At 74.0% G+C, this 17,851-nt stretch carries 19 protein-coding genes; 7 read left to right on the top strand and 12 right to left on the bottom strand.

Going from position 1 to position 17,851, the window contains the following annotated elements:
- Nucleotides 1–74 precede the first annotated feature (74 nt).
- From AC1DXT_RS00260 to AC1DXT_RS00240, 5 genes are all read left to right on the top strand, one after another.
- On the top strand, nucleotides 75–716 hold the full coding sequence (locus tag AC1DXT_RS00260; protein ID WP_477059385.1) for a hypothetical protein: 642 nt from the start codon (nucleotides 75–77) through the stop codon (nucleotides 714–716).
- On the top strand, nucleotides 709–1,011 hold the full coding sequence (locus tag AC1DXT_RS00255; RefSeq protein WP_477059384.1) for a transcriptional regulator: 303 nt from the start codon (nucleotides 709–711) through the stop codon (nucleotides 1,009–1,011). The genes AC1DXT_RS00260 and AC1DXT_RS00255 overlap by 8 nt, the downstream gene beginning before the upstream one ends.
- Entirely contained in the window at nucleotides 1,008–1,907 is a 900-nt protein-coding gene (locus AC1DXT_RS00250; protein ID WP_477059383.1) for an ABC transporter ATP-binding protein, read from the top strand. Before AC1DXT_RS00255 ends, AC1DXT_RS00250 begins: the two co-directional genes overlap by 4 nt.
- Entirely contained in the window at nucleotides 1,904–2,677 is a 774-nt protein-coding gene (locus AC1DXT_RS00245; RefSeq protein ID WP_477059382.1) for an ABC transporter permease, read from the top strand. The genes AC1DXT_RS00250 and AC1DXT_RS00245 overlap by 4 nt, the downstream gene beginning before the upstream one ends.
- A gap of 79 nt (nucleotides 2,678–2,756) precedes the next feature.
- Nucleotides 2,757–3,218, top strand: a complete 462-nt coding sequence (locus AC1DXT_RS00240) for a hypothetical protein (protein WP_477059381.1) — start codon at nucleotides 2,757–2,759, stop codon at nucleotides 3,216–3,218.
- A 15-nt stretch (nucleotides 3,219–3,233) separates the two neighbouring features.
- Here the strand turns inward: AC1DXT_RS00240 and AC1DXT_RS00235 are convergent, their stop codons facing one another.
- From AC1DXT_RS00235 to AC1DXT_RS00225, 3 genes are read right to left on the bottom strand one after another with little or no spacing between them, the layout of a single operon-like run.
- The gene (locus AC1DXT_RS00235) at nucleotides 3,234–5,537 is read right to left on the bottom strand and encodes a heavy metal translocating P-type ATPase (protein WP_477060785.1); all 2,304 of its coding nucleotides are present in this window, start codon (nucleotides 5,535–5,537) and stop codon (nucleotides 3,234–3,236) included.
- A gap of 32 nt (nucleotides 5,538–5,569) precedes the next feature.
- Complete coding sequence (locus tag AC1DXT_RS00230; protein ID WP_477059380.1) at nucleotides 5,570–5,812, bottom strand: heavy-metal-associated domain-containing protein; 243 nt, start codon at nucleotides 5,810–5,812, stop codon at nucleotides 5,570–5,572.
- Between the two features lie 14 nt (nucleotides 5,813–5,826).
- Nucleotides 5,827–6,108: a metal-sensitive transcriptional regulator gene (locus tag AC1DXT_RS00225; RefSeq protein WP_056086768.1), complete on the bottom strand. Its 282-nt coding sequence runs from the start codon at nucleotides 6,106–6,108 to the stop codon at nucleotides 5,827–5,829.
- Between the two features lie 105 nt (nucleotides 6,109–6,213).
- Between AC1DXT_RS00225 and AC1DXT_RS00220 the strand changes: the two genes are divergently transcribed.
- A complete protein-coding gene (locus tag AC1DXT_RS00220; RefSeq protein ID WP_477059379.1) occupies nucleotides 6,214–6,672 on the top strand; it encodes an RrF2 family transcriptional regulator in 459 nt (152 codons plus the stop codon).
- A 7-nt stretch (nucleotides 6,673–6,679) separates the two neighbouring features.
- Here AC1DXT_RS00220 and AC1DXT_RS00215 read toward each other — a convergent pair whose 3' ends face one another.
- From AC1DXT_RS00215 to hemE, 7 genes are all read right to left on the bottom strand, one after another.
- Entirely contained in the window at nucleotides 6,680–7,039 is a 360-nt protein-coding gene (locus tag AC1DXT_RS00215; RefSeq protein WP_477059378.1) for a hypothetical protein, read from the bottom strand.
- 5 nt (nucleotides 7,040–7,044) lie between these two features.
- Nucleotides 7,045–8,385, bottom strand: coding sequence for a glutamate-1-semialdehyde 2,1-aminomutase (gene hemL, locus AC1DXT_RS00210; protein WP_477059377.1), 1,341 nt, complete (start codon nucleotides 8,383–8,385; stop codon nucleotides 7,045–7,047).
- Complete coding sequence (hemB, locus tag AC1DXT_RS00205) at nucleotides 8,382–9,371, bottom strand: porphobilinogen synthase (RefSeq protein WP_477059376.1); 990 nt, start codon at nucleotides 9,369–9,371, stop codon at nucleotides 8,382–8,384. Before hemB ends, hemL begins: the two co-directional genes overlap by 4 nt.
- A complete protein-coding gene (locus AC1DXT_RS00200) occupies nucleotides 9,371–10,198 on the bottom strand; it encodes a uroporphyrinogen-III synthase (RefSeq protein ID WP_477059375.1) in 828 nt (275 codons plus the stop codon). The genes hemB and AC1DXT_RS00200 overlap by 1 nt, the downstream gene beginning before the upstream one ends.
- A complete protein-coding gene (gene hemC, locus AC1DXT_RS00195; RefSeq protein ID WP_477059374.1) occupies nucleotides 10,195–11,166 on the bottom strand; it encodes a hydroxymethylbilane synthase in 972 nt (323 codons plus the stop codon). Before hemC ends, AC1DXT_RS00200 begins: the two co-directional genes overlap by 4 nt.
- 178 nt (nucleotides 11,167–11,344) lie before the next feature.
- Entirely contained in the window at nucleotides 11,345–12,637 is a 1,293-nt protein-coding gene (locus AC1DXT_RS00190) for a protoporphyrinogen/coproporphyrinogen oxidase (RefSeq protein ID WP_477059373.1), read from the bottom strand.
- Nucleotides 12,637–13,701, bottom strand: coding sequence for a uroporphyrinogen decarboxylase (gene hemE / locus AC1DXT_RS00185; protein WP_477059372.1), 1,065 nt, complete (start codon nucleotides 13,699–13,701; stop codon nucleotides 12,637–12,639). Before hemE ends, AC1DXT_RS00190 begins: the two co-directional genes overlap by 1 nt.
- 46 nt (nucleotides 13,702–13,747) lie before the next feature.
- Here hemE and AC1DXT_RS00180 point away from each other — a divergent pair, with 46 nt between their 5' ends.
- Entirely contained in the window at nucleotides 13,748–15,007 is a 1,260-nt protein-coding gene (locus tag AC1DXT_RS00180; protein ID WP_477059371.1) for a glutamyl-tRNA reductase, read from the top strand.
- Nucleotides 15,008–15,259: 252 nt separating this feature from the next.
- On the opposite strand, the gene AC1DXT_RS00175 is transcribed toward AC1DXT_RS00180, so the two are convergent.
- Together AC1DXT_RS00175 and purB are read right to left on the bottom strand one after the other, a co-directional pair.
- Nucleotides 15,260–16,114, bottom strand: a complete 855-nt coding sequence (locus tag AC1DXT_RS00175; protein ID WP_477060784.1) for a hypothetical protein — start codon at nucleotides 16,112–16,114, stop codon at nucleotides 15,260–15,262.
- 245 nt (nucleotides 16,115–16,359) lie between these two features.
- On the bottom strand, nucleotides 16,360–17,781 hold the full coding sequence (gene purB, locus AC1DXT_RS00170) for an adenylosuccinate lyase (RefSeq protein WP_477059370.1): 1,422 nt from the start codon (nucleotides 17,779–17,781) through the stop codon (nucleotides 16,360–16,362).
- Nucleotides 17,782–17,851 lie beyond the last annotated feature (70 nt).

Here is a 17,851-nt window from a genome sequence, read left to right as displayed (position 1 = left end):
GACCGGACCTGAGCAACCCCCTTGCGCGTCGGGACGAGACAAACTACTTTGTGTCGCAAACCTAGGAGGAAGGCATGACACCGGAGCAGCCGCGCGACGCAGCCGCCGCCGGTCCGGACGAGGCACCGGACCCGGCCGACGCGCTCGCGATCATCGCCGCCCAACGCGCGCGTGCCGAGGGCACCCGCCCGTCGAGCACCTGGATCTTCGGGCTCTGGGGCACCGCGTGGCTGCTCGGGTACGGCGCGATGTGGCTGACTGCCCGCGACGACCGCCGCCCGTCGGTGCTCGCGGTGGTCGTCGCGATCGGCCTCGGCCTGGTGGCCGTGGTGCTGACGATCGTGCACGTGCTGCGCAGGACGCACGGGATCGCCGGCGCCGGCGCACGTCAGGGCGCCCTGTACGGCTGGGCGTGGCCGATCGGCTTCACCGCGCAGAGCCTGATCGTCGCCGGGCTGGGCCGGGCGGGGGCGTCGGACGAGGTGACCGGGCTGGCGGCCAACGCGATCGCGGCGCTGGTGGTCGGGCTGCTCTACCTCGCGGGGGGCCTGCTGTGGGACGACAGGGGGATGTACTTGGTCGGCGGCTGGATGGCGCTCGTGGGGGCGGCGGCCGCGCTCACCGGGCTGCCGGCGTCCTACCTGGTCATGGCGCTCGCGGGCGGTGGCGGGATGCTCGCGCTCGGCCTCGTCACGCGGATCCGGTCCCGTGCCTGAGGAGCCGCTCGACCCCGTCATCCATGCGCAGGCCCGGCTGCGGGTCGTGGCCACGCTCGCGTCGCTCGGTGCGCACGACCGCATCTCCTTCCCGCGGCTGCAGAAGCTGCTCGACATGACCGCGGGGAACCTGTCCACCCATCTGCGCCGACTCGAGGAGGCGGACTACGTGAGGATCACCAAGACCCATGAGGGCCGGACCCCGGCCACCTACGTGGAGCTGACGCTGGCCGGACGGCTGGCGTTCGAGAGGTACACGCAGACGCTGCGTTCACTGCTGGGAGGAACGTCATGACCGCCGTCGTGGAGCTGGAGCACGTCACCCGCACGTTCGGGGCGGTGACCGCGCTCGACGACGTGTCGCTGAGCGTCGGCGAGGGGCAGCTCGTCGGGCTGCTCGGACCCAACGGCGCGGGCAAGACCACCCTGCTCAGCCTGGTCAGCGGCCTGCGCCGGGCCGACTCCGGCACCGTCCGGCTGTTCGGCGGGAACCCGCGGGACGCGTCGTCGCGGATCGCGCTCGGGACCACCCCGCAGGAGACCGGCCTGCCGCCGACACTCACGGTCGGGGAGGTCGTCGACCTCGTCGCCGGGCACTACCCCGCCCCCATGACGCGCGCGGAGGTGCTCGCCCGGTTCGGGCTCGAGGACCTGTCCGGGCGGCAGACCGGTGGCCTGTCGGGCGGCCAGAAGCGCCGGCTCGCGGTGGCCCTCGCGCTCGTCGGCCGGCCGCGGCTGGTGCTCCTCGACGAACCGACCACCGGGCTCGACGTCGAGGCGCGGCACATCCTGTGGCAGGCGCTGCGCGACTACCACGCCGACGGCGCGACCGTGCTGCTGACCAGCCACTACCTCGAGGAGATCGAGGCGCTCGCGGAGCGCGTGGTGGTGATCGGCGAGGGCCGCGTGCTGGCCGACGACACCCTGACGTCGGTGCTCGGGCTCGTCGGACTGCGCCGCGTGATCTTCTCGGTGCCCGTCGGGGACACCGTCGACCTGGCGCGGCTGCCCGGAGCGGCCAGCGCGCAGCAGGGGGCCGACGGGCGCTGGACGGTGCTCGCGTCCGACGCCGACCTGACCGTTCGCGCCCTCGTCGAGCAGGCCGTGCCGTTCGAGGGCCTGGAGGTCCGTGGCGCCTCGCTGGAGGAGGCGTTCCTCACGCTCACGCAGAAGGAGGAGGTCGTCCGATGAGCACCGTTCTCGCGCCACGCCCGTTCTGGTCGCTGGCCGTCCTGCACGCCCGGTTCCAGTTCCTCGAGACCGTGCGGATCCCCATCGCGGTGATCGGCAACCTGCTGTTCCCGTCGCTGGCCCTGCTGTTCTTCGTCATCCCGCAGCGGTCGGTGGCCGACGACCCGGGGATCGCCACCGCCGCGATCGCGCAGCTCGGGGTGTTCGCCGTGATGTCCACGTGCCTGTTCTCGTTCGGCGTCGGCGTCTCCGAGGACCGCGCGATGCCGTTCGACCCGTTCCTGCGCACGCTGCCCGCCGGCGCCGGACCGCGGCTGGTCGGCCGGGTGCTCAACGGGGTGCTCTGGTCCTACCTCGCCCTGGTGCCGCTGGTCCTGCTCGGCGCGTTCCTCACCGCGGCGACCCTCACCCCGGCCCAGGCGATCGCGGCGATCGCGATGGTGCCCGCTGTGGCGGTGCCGTTCCTGCTGCTCGGGCTGGCGATCGGGTACCGGCTCAGCTCCAAGGCCGCGATCGCGGTGGTGCAGGCCACCCTGTTCCCGCTCGCGTTCGCCGGGGGACTGTTCCTGCCGCCCGAGGCGTTCCCCGCGTGGCTCGATGCCTTGTCGAAGTTCCTGCCGTCGCGGGCCGCCCGCGACCTGGCCGTGCAGGCGGTGACCGGGTATGACGCCTACGCGGGGGCTCTCGTGGTGATCCTCGCGTGGACGGTGGTGTTCGCGGCCCTCGCCGTGACGGCGTACCGCCGCGACGAGGGCCGCCGGTTCCACTGAGACGGACCGGTACGGTGACCTCGCCCGACTGTCGGAGTCGTGCCCCGTCCCCTAACCGAGGTGCCGAGAAGCGATGTCCGTGACCGACGTCCTCGCGCTGATGCTCGCGGTGGTCGCGGTGGTCGCGGCGGCGAGCGGCCTCGGACTGGTGGTGGTCGGGGAGTGGATCTTCCACATCGACAGTGAGGACTACTGGCGCAACCCGGGAGTCGTGGTCGGGCTGCCGGCTGCGGCCCTCGGCTGCTCCTACGTGGTGGTCGGGATCGCGGAGGCTGCCCGGAGAGCAGGTGCGGGCGGGTGGACGGCGTGGTTCGACGCCGCGGCCGCCCTGGTCGGCGGTCTCGGGATGGCTCTCGGCGCCGTGTACCTCTGGCTGCTCCGGACGAGGCCGGTGCACGTCCGCCCGAGCCGGAGCGCCTACGACGTGCCGCGCTACGTCCGCAGGGACCGGGACCGGACCGTCACGTCCTGGCACCGGTACCCGGGGATCCTCGCGCTCGTCGGAGGCGTGGCCCTCGTCCCCCTGTACGCGGTGGGCTGAGAGCCGTGCTGAGACCTACTCGAACCGTCGCAGCCTCAGCGAGTTCCCGACCACCAGCACCGACGAGAGCGCCATCGCAGCGCCCGCGATCATCGGGTTGAGCAGGCCGAGGGCGGCCAGCGGGATCGCGGCGACGTTGTAGGCGAACGCCCAGAACAGGTTCTGCTTGATGACCCGCAGCGTGCGCCGGGAGAGCCGGATCGCGTCGCCGGCAGATCGCAGGTCGCCACGGACCAGCGTGATGTCGGCGGCCTCGATCGCGACGTCGGTCCCGGTGCCCATGGCCAGGCCGAGGTTGGCGGTGGCCAGGGCGGCGGCGTCGTTGACCCCGTCGCCGACCATCGCGACGCGTGCGCCCTCGGCCTGCAGCCGGGCGACGACCGCCACCTTGTCGGCGGGCAGCACGTGCGCGATGACGTCGGTCGCGGAGATCCCGACCTCGCGTGCGGCTGCCCGGGCCGCGCCCTCGTTGTCCCCGGTGAGCAGGACCGGCCGCAGGCCCAGGGCGCGCAGCTCGGCGACCGCCTGCGCGGAGGACGGCTTGACCGGGTCGCGCAGGACCAGCACGCCGCGCGGCGAGCCGTCCCAGGCGACCATGACCGCGGTGGCACCGTCGGCCTCGGCGGCGTCGAACGGACCCTGGTAGTCGGTCGGGTCGATGCCCTGCTCCTTGAGCCACGCGGGCTTGCCGACGAGGACACGACGACCCAGCCCGACTCCCGAGTGCGCGGTGCGGACCACGCCCGAGACGCCGTGACCGGCCTCCGCGCGGAAGTCGTGCACCTGGTCGGAGCCGATGATGACGCCGTCGCCCCCGGTCGGTCCGTCCGTGCGTCCGGCGGCGACCGCGATGGCCTGGCCGATGGGGTGCTCGGCGAGCTGCTCGACCGCGGCGGCGTAGCGCAGGACCTCGGGCTCGCCCACCACGTCGACCAGCGCCATGCGGCCCTCGGTCACCGTGCCGGTCTTGTCCAGCACGACGGTGTCGATGGTGCGGGTCTGCTCGAGGATCTCGGGGCCCTTGATGAGGATGCCCCGCTGCGCGCCGCGGCCGGTGCCGACCAGCAGCGCGGTGGGCGTGGCCAGGCCGAGGGCGCAGGGGCACGCGATGATCAGCACGGCGACCGCAGCGGTGAACGCCGCCTGCACGCCCGAGCCGGTGAGCAACCAGGCGGCCAGCGTACCGAGCGCGAGGACCAGCACCACGGGCACGAACACCGCGGAGATCCGGTCCGCCAGCCGCTGCACGGGTGCCTTGCCGGTCTGCGCGGCGGCGACGAGCCGGCCGATCTGTGCCAGCCGCGTCTCCGCGCCCACGCGGGTGGCCCGCACGACGAGCGCGCCCGAGGTGTTGATCGTGGCGCCGGTGACCTCGTCGCCGGGGCCGACGTCGACCGGCACCGGCTCGCCGGTGAGCAGCGAGGTGTCCAGCGCGGAGGTGCCGCTGACGACCACCCCGTCGGTGGCGACCTTCTCCCCCGGTCGCACGACGAACTCGTCGCCGACGGTGAGCCGGTCGACGGGCACGCGCCGCTCGGTGCCGCCGACCAGCAGCGACACGTCCTTGGCGCCCAGGTCCAGCAGCGCGCGCAGGGCGTCGCCGGCACGGCGGCGGGACCGGTGCTCGGCGTACCGGCCGGCCAGCAGGAACGTGGTGACGACGGCCGCGACCTCGAAGTACAGCTCCGGGACGGCCATCTCCTCGGCGGCCCGCGGCCACAGCGTGGGGGTCATGGTCATGCCGAGCTCGCCGGCGCCACCGAACAGCAGAGCCCACAGGGACCAGGCGCTCGCGGCGATGATGCCGATCGACACCAGTGTGTCCATGGTCGAGGCGCCGTGCCGGGCGGCCCGGAACGCGGCACGGTGGAACGGCCACGCGGCCCACGTGACCACGGGCAGGGCCAGCGCGGCGACGACCCACTGCCACCCGGTGAACTGGAGCGCGGGGATCATCGAGACCAGCAGCACGGGCACGGTGAGGACGGCGGCGACCCGCAGGCGGCTGCGCAGCTCGGTACCGCGCGCGTCGGTCGGGGCCGAGGTGTCCTCGGCCGGGTCCATGTCGTGGCCGGGCGCCATCGAGTGACCCGAGAGGGCGTGCTCGACGGGGTCCATGCCCTCGTGGTGCTCGTGCGGGGGGCGCACGACCGTGGCGTCGTAGCCAGCGGCGCGGACGGCGGCGACCAGCTCGTCCGTGGCGGTCGGCCCGTCCACACGGACGTGCGCCGACTCCAGCGGCAGGTTCACGGTCGCCTCGACGCCCGGCAGCCGGTTCAGCTTCTTCTCGACGCGCGCGACGCAGGAGGCGCAGGTCATGCCCTCGATCGCGAGATCGACGGTTCGTTCGCTCACAGCAACGACCTCCGCGGGGTGACGGCATAGCCGGCCTCGACGACCGCCGAGGCGACCGCGTCGTCGGCCAGGGGCGCGTCGGAGATGACCGAGACCGTCGACGACCCGCCGACGACGAGCTGGACCGTGACGTCCTTGACGCTCGGCAGGGCGGACAGCTCGGAGGTCACCGCGGAGACGCAGTGGCCGCAGGTCATGCCGTCGACGCCGAACGTGGTCGTGATGGTGCTGGTGCTCATGGGAGGTGCTCCTTCTAGCTGCGGACGAGGCGGGCGATGGCGTCGGAGGCTTCCTTCACCTTCGCCGCTCCCTCCTCGGGGGACTGGCGGGCGGCGTCGACGACGCAGTGCGCGAGGTGGTCCTCGACCAGGCCGATGCTCACGGCCTGCAGGGCCTTCGTGACGGCGGCGACCTGGGTGAGGATGTCGATGCAGTACACGTCCTCGTCGACCATCCGGGCGATGCCGCGGACCTGGCCCTCGACCCGGCGCAGGCGCTTGAGGTAGTCGTCCTTGGCGTCCGTGTAGCCGTGCATGGGGGCCTCTTTCGTCGTCGAGCGGGTGCTCTTTGCGCAACACGATACCCCCATGGGGTATTCCGGGGAGCCATCCCCGCTCCGCTGCACGGCAGAATCAGCGGCATGCGGGTCTCGGCGAAGGCGGACTATGCGGTGCGGGCGTGCGCCGAGCTGGCGGCGTCCCCTCACGGGGACCCGGTGCGGGCGGACGACCTCGCCGCCGGGCAGCAGCTCCCGGTCGCGTTCCTGGAGCGGATCCTCGGTGACCTGCGCCGCGGCGGCGTGGTGTCCAGCGTCCGTGGGCGGTCCGGCGGGTACCGGCTGGCGCGGCCCGCCGACGAGATCACGCTGGCCGACGTCATCCGCGCGGTCGACGGTCCGCTGGTCACGGTGCGCGACGAGCGGCCGACCGAGCTCGAGTACGGCGGGTCGGCGCAGGCGCTGCTGCGGGTGTGGGTCGCTCTGCGCGTGAGCGTGCGGGACGTGCTCGACCAGGTGACGCTCGCGGCGCTGGTGTCCGGGGAGCTGCCCGCGCACGTGCGTGACCTGGGCGCCCGCGAGGACGCCTGGGTCAACCCGTAGGACCTGGTCAGAGCGGCGGGGCCGCGGAGCGCCACGCGAGCAGGATCGGGACGCCCGTGAGCGCCAGCCAGCCCACGAAGACGACGGCGGCGACCACCAGCCGCGGTCGCCGTGCGGGCCGCCACGGCAGCAGCACGAACGGCGAGGCGACCACGAGGGCGCCGAGGACCAGGAACGGGACGACCTGCGCGCGCCCGGAGTCGGTGACCCCGAACCCCCCGCCCGTGCACCCGCTGATCCCGCACAGGGAGATCGTCGCGAGGAAGAGCGGCACCAACGACGCGGCGACCGCGGCCGGGACCGCCCAGAGCAGGTGGAGCCAGCGACGGTCGCGCCGGAGCGCGGGGGCGCCGACCGAGGTCGCCACCCTGCTCAGTCGGTCGGTGCCGTGGCCTGCGCGGCCGCGCGGACGGCGGCCGGGAGGGCCGAGACGATCCGGTCCACCGCGGCGTCGTCGTGCGCTGCCGAGACGAACCAGGCCTCGAACGGCGACGGCGGCGCGTACACCCCGGACTCCAGCAGCGAGTGGAAGAACGGCGCGTACCGCCACGACTCGGTGGCCAGCACCGCGTCGTAGTTCCGGGCTCCGTGCGCGGCGGCGTCGGCACCGAAGAACGTGCTGAACAGGTTCCCGGCCCACTGGATCGCGTGCGGGAGGCCCTCGGAGGAGAGGGCCGCACCCAGCTCGGTGCGCAGCTGCGCGGAGACGGCGTCGACGCGGGCGTACACGTCCAGGTCGGCCAGCCGCAGCGTCGCCAGGCCCGCGGCGGTCGCCACGGGGTTCCCCGACAGCGTGCCCGCCTGGTACACCGGCCCGACCGGCGCCAGGAGCGCCATGACGTCCCGACGCCCACCGACCGCGGCGACCGGCAGGCCGCCGCCGATGACCTTGCCGAACGTGTGCAGGTCCGCGGCCCAGCCCTCGCGCAGCCCCTCGAGCCCCCACCACCCGGAGTACCCGACCCGGAAGCCCGTGAGGACCTCGTCCTGGATCAGCAGGGAGCCGTGCTCGAGCGTGAGGCGGCGCAGCGAGGCGTTGAAGCCGGGCAGCGGCGGGACGACACCCATGTTGGCGGGCGCGGCCTCGGTGATCACGGCGGCGATGCGGTCCCCGTGCTCCGCGAACACGGCCTCGATCGCCTCGACGTCGTTGTAGGGGACGACGATCGTCTCGCCGGCGACCGCGGCGGAGACGCCGGCCGAGTCGGGCAGGCCGAGGGTCGCGACGCCGGAGCCGGCCGAGGCCAGGAGCGCGTCGACGTGGCCGTGGTAGCAGCCGGCGAACTTCACGATGAGGTCCCGCCCGGTGAACGCACGGGCGAGACGCAGGGCGGTCATGGTGGCCTCGGTGCCGGTGGACACCAGGCGCACCTTCTCGGCCGGGGGGACCCGCGAGCGGATCTCGTCGACCAGGTCCACCTCGGTGAGCGTCGGGGCGCCGAAGCTCAGGCCACGTCCGGCGGCGTCGCGGACGGCCTCCACCACCTCGGGGTGCGCGTGGCCGAGGAGGGCGGGGCCCCAGGAGCCGACGAGGTCGACGTACTCGTTGCCGTCGACGTCCGTGACGTACGGACCCTGCGCGGACGCGAGGAACCGGGGGGTGCCGCCGACGTTGCCGTACGCCCGCACCGGCGAGTTGACGCCGCCCGGGATGACGGCCTGCGCGCGCGCGAACGCCGTCTCGCTCGTCGTCGCGTTGGTGGTGACGCTCATCGGTTCTCCTCTGCCAGCCAACCGGCCAGCTCTGTCGCGCTGTAGGTAAGCACGTGATCGGCACCGGCACGACGGATGCTGAGCACGGACTCCAGGATCGCCCGTCTGCGCTCGATCCACCCTCGCGCGGCGGCGGCCTCGATCATGGCGTATTCGCCGGACACCTGGTAGGCCGCGACCGGAACTGACGACATCGCGGCCACGTCGGCGAGGATGTCGAGGTACGCCAGCGCCGGCTTGACCATGACGATGTCGGCGCCCTCCGCGATGTCGAGGGCCACCTCACGGACGGCCTCCCGACGGTTCGCCGGGTCCATCTGGTACGTCCGGCGGTCGCCCTCGAGCTGCGACTCGACCGCGTCGCGGAACGGGCCGTAGAACGCCGACGCGTACTTGGCGGCGTAGGCCAGCACGGCGACGTCGTCGCGACCCGCGGCGTCGAGGGCGTCGCGCACGTACCCGACCTGGCCGTCCATCATGCCGCTGAGCCCGACCAGGTGGGCGCCCGCCTCCGCCTGCGCGAGCGCCATCTCCGCGTACCGGACGAGGGTCGCGTCGTTGTCCACGGCCCCGCCCGGGGTCAGGACCCCGCAGTGCCCGTGGTCGGTGAACTCGTCGAGGCACAGGTCCGCCTGGACGACGAGCGCGTCGCCCACCTCGGCGACCGTGTCCGCGATGGCGAGGTTGAGGATGCCGTCGGGGTCCGTGGCCTGCGACCCGATCGCGTCCCGGACGGTCGGGACGGCGAAGAGCATCACGCCGCCGAGCCCGGCACCGGCCGCCTCGGCGACCGCCTTCCGCAGGGAGTCGCGGGTGTGCTGGTAGACGCCCGGCATGGAGCTGATCTCGCGCGGCTCGGTCAGCCCTTCCTTGACGAACACCGGGAGCACCAGCTGCGCAGCGTCGAGGCGTGTCTCGGCGGTCAGGCGGCGCAGGGCCGGGGTGGCGCGCAGACGTCGGGGCCGGATCCTGCGGGCGTTCGTCATCACAGCTCCTCGGGGCTGGGGATCGGACCGGGCAGCACGGTGGTGACCGCGCGAGTCAGGGCGTCGACCATGCCGAGCATCGTCTGCTCGGTGGCGATGCCGGCCAGCGGCAGGCCCAGGCGGGCGGCCTCCGCGGCGGTCGACGGGCCGATGCCGATCATCAGGGTGGTCGTGGGGGGTGCGCCCAGGCGCGCGGCGAGCTCGCGGACGGTGCTCGCCGAGGTGAGCAGGGCGGCGCGGATGGTGCCGTCGGTCCAGGCCTCGCGGACGTCGTCGGGGGGCGGCGCCGCGGACACGGTCCGGTAGGCGACGACGTCGGTGACCTCCCACCCCCGTTGCCGCAGCCCGTCCGTGACTGTCGCCGCCGCCAGGTCGCCGCGCGGGAACAGCACGCGGGCGGGCTCGGCGGGCTCCGGCCACGCCTCGACCAGCGCGCGGGAGGAGGACTGGCCGCGGGGGACCAGGTCCGGCTCGACGCCCGCCTCACGCAGCGCGCGAGCGGTGCCGGGTCCGATGGCGGCGACGCGCACCCGGCCGTCGGCGAGCAGCTGCGTCAGGCTGCCGGCGCTCTCTTGCGCGCGGTCCACGAGCACCGGGACCGCGGCCGCGCTGGTGAGCACGAGCCACGCGAACCAGCCAGACTCCAGGGCCAGCAGGGCGTCGTCCAGCTCGGTGGGGTCCTCGGGCGGCACGGTCTCGATGAGGGGCACGACGACCGCCTCGGCACCGGCGGCGGCGAGCGCGACCTCGGCGGGGCTGCGGCCGGCGGAGGGCCGGGGCACCAGCACGCGCCAGCCGGACAGGGGCAGGACGGGCGTCGCGGTCATCGGACGGCGCCCAGCACGGCGAGATCGGCGGCACCGGCGGCGAGGAGCGTCTCGGCCAGCTCCACGCCCAGGCGGCGGGCGTCCTCCAGGCTGTCCGCACCCAACGTGGTCGCGGCGCCGCGGCGCAGGGTCGCGGTCCCGTCGGGGCGGGCGATCACGGCCTCGAGGCTCAGCGACCGGCCGTGGTCGGCCAGGTGGGCGGTGGCGCCGATGGGCGCGGCGCACCCGGCCTCGAGGCGCGCGAGCAGGGACCGCTCGGCGACGACGGCCAGGTGGGTGGGCCGGTGGTCGAGCGCCCGGAGCGCCGCGTCGAGCGCGGTGCCCGGGACGAGGTCGGAGCTGCGGACCTCGACGGCGAGGGCGCCCTGGCCGGGTGCTGGTGCCATGACGTCCGGTCCGAACGCCTCGGTCATCGCGTCGAGGCGGCCCAGCCGGGCCAGGCCGGCGCGCGCGAGGACCACCGCGTCGAGGTCACCCGTGCCGCTGCGCGCACCCGCCACGCGACCGAGGCGGGTGTCGACGTTGCCCCGGATGTCGACGACCACGAGGTCCGGGCGGGCGGCGAGCAGCTGGGCGGCCCGGCGCGGGGACCCCGTGCCGACCGTGGCGCCCCGGGGCAGCTCGGCCAGTGTCAGGCCGTTGCGGGCGCACAGGGCGTCGCTGGGGTCCTCGCGCGGCGGGACGACCATCGACAGGCCCTCGGCGTCGCCCGTCGGCAGGTCCTTGAGCGAGTGCACCGCGACGTCGCACCGACCGTCGAGCAGGGCGTCGCGCAACGCGGTCACGAAGACCCCCGTACCGCCCAGGCTCTGCAGCGATCCGGTCAGCCGGTCGCCGTCCGTGCGGACGTGGACGGTCTCGAGGGTGAGGTCGCCACGCCCCAGGGTGGTGAGGGCGTCGACCACGTGACCGGTCTGGGTGAGCGCGAGGGCGCTCGCGCGGGTCCCGACGCGCACGTGCTGGAGCATGCGGTCAGTGTCCCTCTCCGTCGCGGCGATGTCGAAGTGCGAGGAAATCCGAGGACGTCCGAGAACTCCGTGACGCGGTCATGACAACCTGTCAGAAAATGCTGCCGGAAAATGTGACGTGCGACATTCTTCCGCAGCGTGACGACGCGTTGTCCAGAATCGCGCCGACGAATTCTCCTCAGAGCACCGAGCGTGCCGCGGCGCGCGCGTCGGGGATCACGGACGCAAGCCCGTTGCCCGCCACCCAGGCGCCGCAGACGGCCACCCCGGGCCGCGCGTCCACCGCGGCGCGGACGTCGGCCACCACCTGCGCGTGCTGGGCGCTCGGACGAGGGAGCGCCTGCGTCCACCGGACGATCGCGTGGCCCACCAGCTGGTCCCGCGTCAGCGGGGTGCCCAGGAGCGTGGCGGCGTCGCGCAGCGCGGTGTCGACGTCGGGATCTGTGCCGTCCTCGCCGGCCCGGCCGTAGGAGAGCCGCACGACGTGCCGACCGGCACCTGCGGCCTGCGCGAGCCAGGCCCACTTGGCGGTGCCGTGCGTGAGCGCCTTCGCGGAGACGTCCGTGGCCTCGCGCGCGACGAGCACCCCCGTGCCGCGCGGCGCGCTGTCGAGCGCGGGGGCGTCGAGCACGAGGGTGACCAGCGTGACCTGCGCCCCCGGGTCCGGCCGGCCCACCGGCAGGCCGAGCAGGTCCACGGCGGCCGGCGTGGCGAGCACCCAGCGGTCCGTGCGCTCGTCGTCCAGGGACGCGACCGTCGCGCGGGTACGAACCGTGCCGCCGTGGGCTTCGACGTCCGCGACGAGGGCGTCCACGAGCACGTGCAGGCCGCCGTCGAGCCCCTGCACGGCGGAGCCGGCGGGTGCCGAGGCGCGCAGGCTCCGGACCGCCCGGGCGAGCGACCCGCGCTCGCGGCGCAACGCGTCGGGCAGGCCAGGAGACACCGCGTCGACCGCGAGATCATCAGGATCCGCGGCGTGCACGCCCCCGACCACCGGTCGCACCAGGCGATCCAGCACCCGGGCGCCCATGCGCCGGCGGACCAGCTCACCGAGCGTGTCCGCGCGGGACGGCGGGAGCACCAGGTCGAGGCTCGCGCGCAGCGCGCCGAGCGGTCCGAGCGTCCGGCGCACGTCAGCCGCCCAGGGGTCGGCGGGGATGCCGAGCAGGCCGGTGCGCGGCAGCGGGCCGTCGCCGTGCGGCAGGTGGACCCACGAGCCGTGCGGCTCGGGCGTCCGGACGCGGTCGGTCAGCCCGAGCTCGTCGAGCAGCGCGGCGACCACGCCGCCGCGCGTGGCGAACGACTCCGCGCCGGCATCGAGCCGCAGCCCGGCGACCGTGTGCCCGCGGACCGCCCCGCCGGGTGCGTCCCGGCCCTCGAGCACGAGGGTCCGCAGGCCTTCGTGGGCCAGCTCCCGCGCGGCGACTAGCCCCGCGATCCCGCCGCCGACGACGACCGCGTCCCAGGTCATCAGATGTCGTGGACCAGCTGGGCGACCCGCGTCAGGACGGTCGGATCGGTCTCCGGCGGCACCCCGTGGCCCAGGTTCACCACGTGCCCGGGCGCCACCGACCCGCGCGTCACGACGTCGCGGACGTGCGCCTCCAGCACCGGCCAGGGAGCGGCCAGCAGCGCCGGGTCGATGTTCCCCTGCAGCGGCGTGGTGCCGCCGAGCCGTCGGTTCGCCTCGTCCAGCGGCAGGCGGTAGTCGACGCCGATGACGTCCGCGCCCACGTCCCGCATGGCGCCGAGCAGCTCGCTGGTGCCGGTGCCGAAGTGGACCTTCTTCACGCCCAGGTCCTGCACGTGGCTCAGCGCGCGGGCCGACGCCGGCGCGACGTGGGCCGTGTAGTCGGCCAGGCCCAGCGAGCCCGCCCACGAGTCGAAGAGCTGGGTCGCGCTGGCGCCGGCCAGCACCTGCGCGCGCAGGAACGCCCCGGTCACGTCCGCGGCCCACTCGGTGAGCGCGGTCCACGTGGCGGGGTCGGCGTGCATGAGGGTGCGGGCGGCCAGGTGGTCGCGGGACGGCCCGCCCTCGACCAGGTACGCGGCGAGCGTGAAGGGTGCGCCCGCGAAGCCGATGAGGGGTGTGGAGCCGAGGGCCGCGACCGTGAGCGCGACGCCGTCCGAGACCGGCTGGAGCGCCTGCGGGGTCAGCGGGCCGAGGTCGCGCAGGCGCGCGACGTCGTCGGCCGTCCGGACCGCGGCGCCCATCACCGGTCCGACGCCGGGCTTGATCTCCACGTCGACGCCCGCGAGCTTGAGGGGCACGACGATGTCCGAGAAGAAGATCGCCGCGTCCACGTCGTGCCGGCGCACCGGCTGGAGGGTGATCTCGCTGGCCAGCGCCGGGTCCAGGCAGGCGTCGAGCATGGCCGTGCCGACGCGCGCCTCGCGGTACTCGGGCAGGGACCGTCCGGCCTGTCGCATGAACCAGACCGGCCGACGCGCAGGCCGCTCGCCGGAATAGGCGCGCACGAGCGAAGAATTCTCCGTCCGGCCGTCGACGAGGGGGTGCGAGGAAGGAAGGATCACGGGTTCGATTGTGCCGGACAATTGTCGAGATGATTAACTCGGGGACGTGGTGCTGCTGTCCCTTGCTGCCAGCCACCACGACCTCGACCTCGATGTGCTGGAACGTCTCTCGTCGGACGTGCAGGCCGTCGCGTCCGAGCTCGTGGGCTCGGTCGCGTCCGTGTCCGGTGCCGTCGTCCTGGCGACGTGCAACCGGTTCGAGCTGTACCTGGAGGTCGACGACGCGGCCGACACCCCGGCCGCTCTCGACACGGCCGCCGTCGCCGTGGCCGGTCGCTCCGGCTACACCGCCGGGCAGGTCTCCGGACACCTCCGCGTGCGCACCGGCACCGACGCCGCCGCCCACCTGTTCTCCGTCGCCAGCGGCCTCGACTCCATGGTGGTCGGCGAGCGGGAGATCGCCGGACAGGTCCGCCGCGCGCTGACCAGCGCCCGCCGTGACCACACCACCACCTCCGGCCTCGAGTCCCTGTTCCAGGCGGCCTCGCGCGTCTCGCGCACCGTCGAGAGCCGCACCGGCCTCGGCGCCACCGGCCGCTCGGTGGTCGGCGTCGCGCTCGACATCGCCGAGCAGCACCTGCCCGACTGGTCCGCGGTGCGCTGCGTCCTCATCGGCACCGGCTCCTATGCGGGAGCCTCCCTGGCCGCCCTCAAGGCCCGCGGCGCGCGCGACATCCGGGTCTACTCCGCCTCCGGCCGCGCCGGCTCGTTCGCGGCCGCCCGCGGCGTCCGGTCGCTGCCCGCGTCGGCCGACCTCGCGGCCGAGGTGTCCGACGTGGACCTCGTGGTCGCGTGCAGCGGGGCCGCGGGTGCCGTGCTCGGGGTCGACGCGCTCGCCGCCGCGCGCGTCGGGACGCCTGCCTCGCTCACCGTGGTGGACCTCGCGCTCCGGCACGACGTCGACCCCGGCGTCCGCACGCTGCCCGGCGTCCGGCTCGTCAGCCTGCACACCGTCGCCGAGCACGCCCCGGCCGAGCACGCCGCCGTGCGTGCCGCGCACGAGGTCGTCGAGGCGGCCGCCGAGGCGTACGAGGCCGACCGGCGGGTGCGCGACTGGAACCCGGCCGTGGTCGCGGAGCGGACCCGCGTGCTGGGCGGTCTCGAGGCCGGCCTGAGCGCGTTGCCCGCCGAGCTCCGCGACGAGCGTGCGGAGCGGGCCCTGCGCCGCCGCACCCGTGCCGCCCTGCACGCACCGACGGTCCGCGCCCGCGAGGCCGCCCGCGCCGGCGACGCGGCGACGTACGCGGTCGCGCTGACGGAGCTGGCGTCGATCCCGGTGCCGACCGTGGTGGCCGACGCGCACTGACCTCGCGCGCATGGTCGACCATGTCGTTGTTCTCCTGACAGGGCCGGATACCGATCACCACGACGTGATCGCTGATTCGTCGCCGCTCGTCAGCAGGGCGGCGTGGCGGGCCGCGGCCCATGACGGGGTCGTCCGTTCGGACGTGGAGCGTGCCGGGCCTGGACGGGGGGGAGGGCCAGGCCCGGCACGCGTTCCGCGAGGGTCACAGCAACGCTGGCGTGACCCTGGTGAGGAACCCTCGGTTCCGTGCGCTCAGGAGCGCACCACCTGCTGTCGGGGAGCAGCAGGTCCGGGGGCCCAGGTGTGAGGGACCACCTGGTTGGTCTGGATGTCGGTCAGCTCGGCGGCGTAGACGATGCCCTCGTAGACGCCCGCCTCGACGCGGTTGAGGTGCAGGCGCTCCGCGCGCTCGATGTCGTCGCCGAGGTGCGAGATGCGGGCGACGACGTAGCGCTGGGCGTCCTGCCACTGGTCGACGGCGCGGACGCTGAGGCCGTTCCAGCGCGCCGTCAGGTCCAGCTCGAACAGCTCGGAGACGTCCTCACGGGCCACGCGGCGGTACCAGCGGCCCGACGGCGACTGGTGGAACCCGGTCTCGGCCAGCGGGGGGTTGGCCAGGGCGAGGACCACGGTGTGGCCGCCGTCGACCACGTCGGCCTCGAGGTAGGCGCCGTGCCACTTGGCGACAGGCCCGACGCAGCGGGACAGCGAGGCGAGCGAGGGGCGGGGTGCGCCCAGCTGCGTCACCGTCCAGCCGGCACCGACGTCGCCGTAGCGGGCCAGCAGCGTGGACGTGCCGTTGTCGTAGATGCGGATGAGCTCGGCGCCCGGGGGGATGCGGGAGTGGCGCAGCCACCACAGCGGCAGGATGTAGCCAGGCACGTCGCGGTACTGCAGCTGCGGGGACGACTCGAAGCGCAGCACGTCGATGGACCGGTCGTACGGGCTGAAGGGCGTGCCCTCGTAGCCGAGTCCGTGCACCTCGAACAGCTGGGCCGGAGTCGTCGCGAAGGCGACGTCCTCAGCGCGCACCACGTACCCCGCCAGGCGATCGTGTCCCGCGGTGAGGTGAGCGCGGGTGAGCGCTGGCGTGATCGCCTTCTGCATGAGCGTCACGATGGGCTTCCTTGCCAGAAAAGGGATGAACCGGATGTTTCCGACCGGTCGGTGCACGATTGTGCAACCCAAATAGGGCACGTGTCCAGGAGAGATCACTCATTTGAGTGAAGATGCAGGTCAGAGGGCTGAGAGCGGTCCCGTCGAACCGTTTCGTCTTCCGTCGGAAGGCATGCAGAAGTGACAAAGCGGGCGCCGTGCGTTCACCCGATTGGCCTAGTTGCTCTGGCGGTGACTCACGAGTCGAGGTATATGACCAGATCTCCCGCGAGCCCCGTGTAGGACGCCGGCGTGAGGGCGGCGAGGCGCGCGGCGACGTCGTCGGGAAGCCCGAGCCCGCCGATGAACTCGCGCATGTCGTCCGCCGTCAGCCGCCGGCCCCGGGTCAGCTCCTTGAGCCGCTCGTACGGGTTCTCCATGCCGGTCACGCCGGCGACGGACGCAGCGCGCATGGCCGACTGGACGGGCTCGCCGAGCGTCTCCCAGTTCTCGTCGAGCTCACGGGCCAGCAGCACGGTGTCGACCGACAGCGCGCGCAGGCCACGGGCCACGTTGTCGATGGCCAGCAGCGAGTGCCCGAACGCGGGGCCGATGTTCCGCTGCGTCGTGGAGTCGGTGAGGTCGCGCTGCAGCCGGCTGGTCACCAGGGTGCTGGCCAGGGTGTCCAGCAGGGCCGACGAGAGCTCGAGGTTGGCCTCGGCGTTCTCGAACCGGATGGGGTTCACCTTGTGCGGCATGGTCGAGCTGCCGGTGGCGCCCGCGACGGGGATCTGGATGAAGACGCCGCGCGAGATGTAGGTCCAGACGTCGGTGGCCAGGTTGTGCAGCACGCGGTTGAACCGGGCGACGTCGGCGTACAGCTCGGCCTGCCAGTCGTGCGACTCGATCTGCGTGGTGAGCGGGTTCCAGGTCAGGCCCAGGTGCTCGACGAACGCCTTGCTCACCGCAGGCCAGTCCGCACCCGGGACCGCGACCACGTGGGCGCCGTAGGTTCCGGTCGCGCCGTTGAGCTTGCCCAGGTACTCGTCGGACGCGATCCGCCGCAGCTGCCGCCGCAGCCGGTGCGCGAGGACCGCGAGCTCCTTGCCGAGCGTCGTCGGGGTCGCCGGCTGCCCGTGCGTGAGGGCCAGCATCGGCTGGTCCTTGAGCTCGTGCGCGAGCGCCGCAACCTGGTCGACGAGGGTGGTCGCCGCCGGCGCCCAGACGTCCTGCACCGCGCCGCGGACCATCAGCGCGTACGACAGGTTGTTGATGTCCTCGCTCGTGCACGCGAAGTGCACCAGCTCGCCGACGTCCCGCAGTGCCGACCCCTCGGGCGCGGCCGCGAGCCGGCTCTTGAGGAAGTACTCGACCGCCTTGACGTCGTGCACGGTGATCTTCTCGATGGCGGCCAGCTCGGCGACCTCGTCGGGTCCGAACGTGTCGACGACGTCCCGCAGGTACTGCTCGTCGGCCGCCGTGAGCGTCGGGGCGCCCGGGACGACCTGGTTCTGCGCCAGGTGGATCAGCCACTCGACCTCGACGTGCACCCGCTCGCGGTTGAGCGCCGCCTCGCTCAGGTGGTCGACCAGCGGCGCGACCGCGGCACGGTAGCGACCGTCGAGCGGGCCGAGCGCGATGGGGGGCGTGACGTCTGCGAGCCGGACACGAGAAGGCATGGCGCCAGTGTCCCAGAGCGGTCCGGTCGAGTGCGGCGGTGTCCGGGACCGAGGTCAGTAGCCTGGGCGC

It is taken from the genome of Cellulomonas sp. P1_G12_2, from assembly GCF_056405535.1.
This window is presented reverse-complemented; position numbering and strand designations above follow the sequence as displayed.